Annotated in this window: 6 protein-coding genes; 4 read left to right on the top strand and 2 right to left on the bottom strand. The window is 66.8% G+C overall.

The window, feature by feature from the left end:
* Positions 1–206 precede the first annotated feature (206 nt).
* Positions 207–1,424, top strand: coding sequence for a patatin-like phospholipase family protein (locus DIE13_RS09015; RefSeq protein ID WP_175750590.1), 1,218 nt, complete (start codon positions 207–209; stop codon positions 1,422–1,424).
* A gap of 60 nt (positions 1,425–1,484) precedes the next feature.
* Positions 1,485–1,949 (top strand): hypothetical protein, encoded by a 465-nt coding sequence (locus DIE13_RS09010; RefSeq protein WP_098554401.1) that lies wholly within the window; start codon positions 1,485–1,487, stop codon positions 1,947–1,949.
* A gap of 148 nt (positions 1,950–2,097) precedes the next feature.
* On the opposite strand, the gene DIE13_RS09005 is transcribed toward DIE13_RS09010, so the two are convergent.
* Positions 2,098–2,982: a LysR family transcriptional regulator gene (locus DIE13_RS09005; protein WP_124826808.1), complete on the bottom strand. Its 885-nt coding sequence runs from the start codon at positions 2,980–2,982 to the stop codon at positions 2,098–2,100.
* A 118-nt stretch (positions 2,983–3,100) separates the two neighbouring features.
* On the opposite strand from DIE13_RS09005, the gene argC reads away from it, so the two are divergent.
* Positions 3,101–4,048: an N-acetyl-gamma-glutamyl-phosphate reductase gene (gene argC, locus DIE13_RS09000; RefSeq protein ID WP_124826807.1), complete on the top strand. Its 948-nt coding sequence runs from the start codon at positions 3,101–3,103 to the stop codon at positions 4,046–4,048.
* 149 nt (positions 4,049–4,197) lie between these two features.
* Here the strand turns inward: argC and DIE13_RS08995 are convergent, their stop codons facing one another.
* Positions 4,198–5,121 carry a LysR substrate-binding domain-containing protein gene (locus tag DIE13_RS08995; RefSeq protein WP_124826806.1) on the bottom strand — a complete coding sequence of 308 codons (924 nt, stop codon included), beginning with the start codon at positions 5,119–5,121 and terminating at the stop codon, positions 4,198–4,200.
* A gap of 117 nt (positions 5,122–5,238) precedes the next feature.
* Between DIE13_RS08995 and DIE13_RS08990 the strand changes: the two genes are divergently transcribed.
* Positions 5,239–6,324 carry a tartrate dehydrogenase gene (locus tag DIE13_RS08990; RefSeq protein ID WP_124826805.1) on the top strand — a complete coding sequence of 362 codons (1,086 nt, stop codon included), beginning with the start codon at positions 5,239–5,241 and terminating at the stop codon, positions 6,322–6,324.
* Positions 6,325–6,345 lie beyond the last annotated feature (21 nt).

The raw sequence follows: 6,345 nt of genomic DNA, 5'->3' as shown, positions 1-6,345 counted from the left end.
TTCCTGTCGGCCTTCCCGAGCGCCGCGCTCACCGGCCAGTCGTTCGTCGTCAGCCACGGCTGGTTCATGCAGTAACGCCCCCCGCCTCCCGGACGGGAGGCGACTCCCGCATCACCGCTCATTGTCACGATGGAACGCGGAGTGCCGTCGGTCGGCGCCACTCCCTTCCTCTCCGCCATCCACGGCGGGATTTCTCGGAGTCACTGATGAAACCGCACGCGCGTACAGAAAAGCAGGCCGTCGATGCGGCGGACCTGCATCACGAAGCCGGCGCGCCGGCCGCTGCGCGGTCGCTGCCGTACGAAACGATCGCGCTCGTCCTGCAAGGCGGCGGCGCGCTCGGCGCGTATCAGGCCGGCGTGTTCGAAGGTCTGCACGAGGCGGGCATTCCCCTCGACTGGATCGCCGGCATCTCGATCGGCGCGCTCAACACCGCGCTGATCGCGGGCAATGCCCCCGAACATCGCGTCGAGCGGCTGCGCGAATTCTGGGAAACGATCTGCCAGCCGGCGTTCTTTCCCGCGATTCCGGCCGCGTTCGAATTCGCGCTGTTCAACAGCATCGACCAGGTCCGCACGTTCTTCACCGCGTCGCAGGCCGCGAGCGCGATGATGCAGGGCCAGCAAGGCTTCTTCGTGCCGCGTTTCCCGCCGCCGCTGCCGGGCGTGGCCGATCATCCGGAAAAGATCAGCTGGTACGACACGTCGGCGTTGCGCGCGACGCTGCTCAAGCTGTGCGATTTCGACCGTATCAACTCGGGCGAGACGCGTGTGTCGGTCGGCGCGGTCAACGTCGGCACCGGCAACTTCGTGTACTTCGACAATTCGCGCGTTCGCCTCGCGCCCGAGCACTTCATGGCGTCCGGCGCGCTGCCGCCCGCGTTCCCGCCGGTCGAGATCGATGGCGAGTATTACTGGGACGGCGGCGTCGTGTCGAACACGCCGCTGATGGAAGTGCTGCGCGCGCGTCCGCGCCGCGACACGCTCGCGTTCCAGGTCGATCTGTGGAGCGCGCGCGGGCCGCTGCCGCGTACGATGGCCGACGTCGCGGAACGCACGAAGGACGTGCAGTATTCGAGCCGCACGCGTTTCGTCACCGACACGCTGCAGCGCGAACAGCGCTACCGCAACGTGCTGCGTCACGTGCTCGATCAGGTGCCGGAAGAGCAGCGCAAGAACGACCCGTGGTGCATCGAGGCTGACTCGATGTCGAGCGGGAAGAAGTACAACATCCAGCACCTGATCTATCAGCAGAAGGCGTACGAGCACCACTACAAGGACTATCAGTTCGGTCTGTCGACGATGCGCGACCACTGGTCCGCAGGTCTCGACGACATCCGCAAGACGCTCGCAGTGAAGGACGGCCTCGCGCTGCCCGTCAACGATGCGGGTTTCGTTACGCACGACATTCACCGCCGCCGGTAATGCCGTATGCGACGGCCCGGCGCGATGGATGCGCCAGGCCGTCTTTCTTACCGATTCGACATGCCGATTTTCATTGCGCTATTCGCGCTCATCGCCCTGGGATGGGGCGCCGTTCACCTGTTTCACGTCATCGCCGCGCAGTTCGGCCAGCCGGTCGCGATCGCGGCCGCCGTGCTCGCCGCCGCGATCCTGATCGCGCTGATCGCGTGGTGGATCAAACGCCGCCGCGACATCGCACCGAACACGAAAGAACAAGGCTGGACCCACATCGTGCATCGCGCGTGGGGCGAGTTGCGCGTGTCCGCGACGCAGGGGTTGCTGTGGCTGTCGCATGACGGCGCGGACGGCCGCTATACGCTGTCGCAACTCGACGGCTGCGAGGCCGCGCCGATCGACGGCCGCTGGCATCTCGTCGTGCGCGTGCGCGATGGCGTACGCGGCGAATGGAAACTGCCGATGATGGACAAGCGCGACGCGCAGCGCTGGGCGCGCGTGCTGATGCTCGCGAAGGACAACCGGCTGTAACGGACTGCGGCAGCGGGCCGGGCCGGCACGGCCCCGCGCGATGCTTGCTGTGTCGCGCCGCTCCCCACCTGCGGCGCACGTTCCGCCCAACGATACCCCGCTCGCGCACGATGGCGAGCGCCCCCCGCCTCACCCGCACCACCGTTCCCTATCGCGCGCCGAGCGCCCACAAAGCGTCGAGCACGTGTTGCGTCGGTCGCTCGACCGGCCCGGCCCGATGCGCGATGCCCAGCTCGCGCCACAACGCCGGACGCAACGGCCGCATCACGATCCGTGCATCGGGCAGCGGGGCACCCGCCTCGTGCGGCAGCAGCGTCGCGCCGTAACCCGCGGCAACCAGGCTCTTGATCGCATCGTTGTAGTTGAGTTCGATGCGCGGTTCGGGCCGATGGCCGCCGAGCGCGAACCATTCGGTCGTGAGCCGCGACAGGCGCGTGGTCGCATCGTTGAGAATCAGCGGACGCGCAGCCAGATAGGCCGGCGTCACACGCGCCGGGAGCGGCCAGTCCGCGGGCAGAAAGGCCAGCACCGGATCGCGCCGCCACGCGCGGATCGACAGCCCCGCGACCGCCTGCTGCGGCAGCGCAACCAGCCCGACGTCGAGCGTGCCCTGCGCAATGCGCGCCAGCGTGTCGGACGACGTGAGCACCGCGATCTGAACATCGATGTCCGGATGCTGCTCGCGCAACCTGGCCACCGCCTGCGGCAACAGATGGGCGATCGCTCCGGTCGAAGCGCCGAGACGCACCCGTCCGGTCAGCCCCTGTACCTGCCGCTGCACGTCGTCGAGTGTCGACTCGACCTCGGCCAGCAAACGGCGCGCCCGCTCCACCAGCACTTCACCGATGGTCGACGGCCGCACGTTGCCGCGCGTACGGGACAGCAACGGCGCGCCAATGCGGCTTTCGAGTTCGGCGACGTGAAGACTAACGGTCGGCGGTGCGAGATGAAGCAATTGAGCCGCGGCCACGAAGGATCCCTGGTCGGCGATTGCGACCAGCGTACGCAGCCGGTCCAGGCTGATCTCGCGCATCTCCACCTCTCGTTCAGGAAAACTGAATCCGGCAATCAGGAAATTCAACTTTTCCTATTCTATGCGTTCGACGGACGATACGGTTTTCCCGACGTCCGAAGCAAGGAGCGCGACCATCATGAGCTTCCCCACTGTCTACATCGACGGCGATCAAGGTACGACCGGATTGCAGATCCACGAGCGCCTGCGCGATCGCACCGACCTGCAGCTCGTCACGCTGCCGAACGCGGAACGCAAGGACCCCGCGCGGCGCGCCGAAGCGATCAACGCATCCGACATCGCGATTCTGTGCCTGCCCGACGCCGCCGCGCGCGAAGCAGTCGGATTCATCCGGAATCCGGCGGTACGCGTGATCGACGCGAGCTCGGCCCACCGCACCGATCCGGAATGGGTCTACGGCCTTCCAGAGATGGTCGAGGGGCACGCGCGGAAGATCGCACGTGCACGACGCGTCACCAATCCGGGCTGCTATCCGACGGGTGCTATCGGCCTGCTTCGGCCGCTGCAACAGGCTGGCCTGCTGCCGCGCGACTACCCGATGAGCATCCATGCCGTGTCCGGATACTCGGGCGGCGGGCGCAGTGCCGTCGACGCATTCGAGTCGAACGGTGCGGCTCGCGCGAAACCGCTGCAAGTCTATGGCCTCGCGCTCGCGCACAAGCACGTGCCCGAGATCCAGCTGCATGCCGGGCTCGCGCACCGTCCGCTGTTCGTGCCGGCTTATGGCGCCTATCGGCAAGGCATCGTACTGACCGTGCCGATCGACCTGCGCCTTCTCCCGGCCGGCACGACCGGTGGGTTGCTGCACGCATGTCTCGCGCACCATTACGCCGGCGCGCGCCATGTCGAGGTCACGCCGCTCGCGGACTCGCGCACGATCACGCATCTCGATCCCGAGGCGCTGAACGGTACGAACAACCTGCGGCTCAGCGTGTTCGTCAACGACGAGCACGGTCAAGTGCTCCTCTCCGCCGTGTTCGACAATCTCGGCAAAGGCGCATCCGGCGCGGCCGTGCAGAATCTCGATCTGATGCTCGGCGCGACGAGCGTGGCGGAAGCGGCGTAGGTCGCCTGTAGACCTCGTCGCGAGCCGGCCCTCGGCAAGCAGATCGGCAGCGCCATCGCGTTTACGGCTCACGACGCTGTTGCGAACCGTAAGCGCGCGTCAACCAGTGCCCGAATCCTGCCCCCGTAAAAGCTCACCTTTGGCCGATTTCAGCCCGCATCGTCGTTCGCCTCGGCATTCAGGCCGGCGAACGTCTCGGCCAGAAAATCGACGCACACGCGCACCTTCGCCGACGCCGCGACGCGTTCCGGATACACGGCCCAGATGTTCGCCGGCTGGTGCGCTTCCGGCAGCACGCGGCACAACGCACCGCGTTCGATCAGCGGCCCCGCTTCCCAGATCGAGCGCAACACGATCCCGCGCCCGGCCAGCGCCCATTGCACGGCCACCTCACCATGGTTCGTCGACAGCGCGCCGCCGACCTTCACGGTTGCCGTTTCGCCGCGCAGGTTCAGCCGCCAGACACCGAACGGATGGTCGCGCTCCTTGATCGCGAGACAGTCGTGCGATGCGAGATCCGCGAGCGAGCGCGGCGTGCCGCGTCGCGCGAGATAGTCGGGCGACGCGCACAGCACACGATAGTTCGCCGCGAGGCGGCGCGCGATCAGGTGATCGGCGATCTCGTCGCCGATGCGCACGTCGAGGTCATAACCTTCGCCCGCGACGTCGACGAGCCGGTCGAACAGATCGAGCCGCACGTTCAACTGCGGGTAGCGCGCGGAGAAATCGAGCAGCGCCGGCGCAACGACATGCCGGCCGAAGCCGAAGCTGCTCGAGATGCGCAGCGTGCCGCGCGGCACCGTGCGCGTGGTGGACACGTCTTCGACGAGATGATCGACGTCGTCGAGAATCTTCTCGGCGCGCGCGAACACGCGCTCGCCGGCTTCCGTGACCGTCACGCGACGCGTCGACCGATGCAGCAGCCGCGTGCCGAGTTGCGCCTCGAGCAGCGCGATGCGTTTGCTGACATAGGCGGGCGACACCGCGAGTTGCTCGGCGGCCGCGCTGAAGCTCGTCAGACGGACGACCAGGCTGAACACGCGCAGGTCGTCGAGATTCGGTGATTTATTCACGATTCGTGGAAAGTCGATTAACCTTTCGCTGGATTTTAATCCGAATGGAAATAAATAAAATGGCGTCATGTTCCGCTGTGCATGCTGCCAGCGGCCCGACCAGCCAAGGAGACTTGCATGAGCGACAGGACCTACAGGATTGCCGTGATTCCCGGGGACGGCATCGGCCGTGAAGTGATGCCCGAGGGGCTGCGCGCGCTGGACGCCGTCACGGCGCGCTTCGGCATCCGCTTCGAGTTCGAGCAGATCGACTGGGCGAGCTGCGAATACTACGCGCAGCACGGCAAGATGATGCCGGACGACTGGAAAGCCCGGTTGTCGCGGATGGACGCGATCCTGTTCGGCGCGGTCGGCTGGCCCGCGACGGTGCCCGATCACATTTCGCTGTGGGGTTCGCTGCTGAAATTCCGCCGCGAATTCGACCAGTACATCAACCTGCGGCCCGCGCGCCTGTTCGATGGCGTGCCGTCGCCGCTCGCCGGCCGCAAGGCCGGCGACATCGACTTCATGATCGTGCGCGAGAACACCGAGGGCGAATATTCGTCGGTCGGCGGCACGATGTTCGAAGGCACCGAGCGTGAAGTGGTGATGCAGCAATCGATCTTCACGCGTCACGGCACCGAGCGCGTGCTGAAGTTCGCGTTCGATCTCGCGCAGCGCCGGGCGAAGCGCCTGACCGTCGCGACGAAGAGCAACGGCATCGCGATCAGCATGCCGTGGTGGGACGCACGCGCGGCCGAGATGGCCGAACGCTATCCCGAGATCGTCGTCGACAAGCAGCACATCGACATCCTGTGCGCACGCTTCGTGCTGCAGCCGGACCGCTTCGACGTGGTCGTTGCATCGAACCTGTTCGGCGACATTCTTTCCGACCTCGGGCCGGCCTGTACGGGCACGATCGGAATCGCGCCGTCGGCGAACCTGAATCCGGACCGCACGTTCCCGTCGCTGTTCGAACCGGTGCATGGCTCCGCGCCCGACATCGCGGGCCAGTACGTCGCGAATCCGATCGCGATGATCTGGTCGGCGGCGATGATGCTCGACTTCCTCGGCAACGGCGCGGGACGCGAGCGCGAAGCGCACGACGCGATCGTCGCGGCGATCGAGGACCTGCTGCGCACGGGGCCGCGTACGCGCGATCTCGGCGGTCAGGCAGGGACGCAGGAAGTGGGCGAGGCGATCGCGGCGCGGATCGCCGGCTGATCGATCGCTGCGGACGATACG

Source organism: Burkholderia sp. Bp9016 (assembly GCF_003857765.1).
In the GTDB taxonomy this organism is placed as follows: Bacteria; Pseudomonadota; Gammaproteobacteria; order Burkholderiales; family Burkholderiaceae; genus Burkholderia.
The sequence above is the reverse complement of the archived record's forward strand: the minus strand, read 5'-3'. Positions and strand labels throughout refer to the sequence as shown.

Bases quoted from the DNA above. Each gene is read 5' to 3' on its own strand.
- DIE13_RS09015 (WP_175750590.1), top strand. From the start codon at position 207: ATGAAACCGCACGCGCGTACAGAAAAGCAGGCCGTCGATGCGGCGGAC.
- DIE13_RS09010 (WP_098554401.1), top strand. From the start codon at position 1,485: ATGCCGATTTTCATTGCGCTATTCGCGCTCATCGCCCTGGGATGGGGC.
- DIE13_RS09005 (WP_124826808.1), bottom strand. From the start codon at position 2,982: ATGCGCGAGATCAGCCTGGACCGGCTGCGTACGCTGGTCGCAATCGCC.
- argC (WP_124826807.1), top strand. From the start codon at position 3,101: ATGAGCTTCCCCACTGTCTACATCGACGGCGATCAAGGTACGACCGGA.
- DIE13_RS08990 (WP_124826805.1), top strand. From the start codon at position 5,239: ATGAGCGACAGGACCTACAGGATTGCCGTGATTCCCGGGGACGGCATC.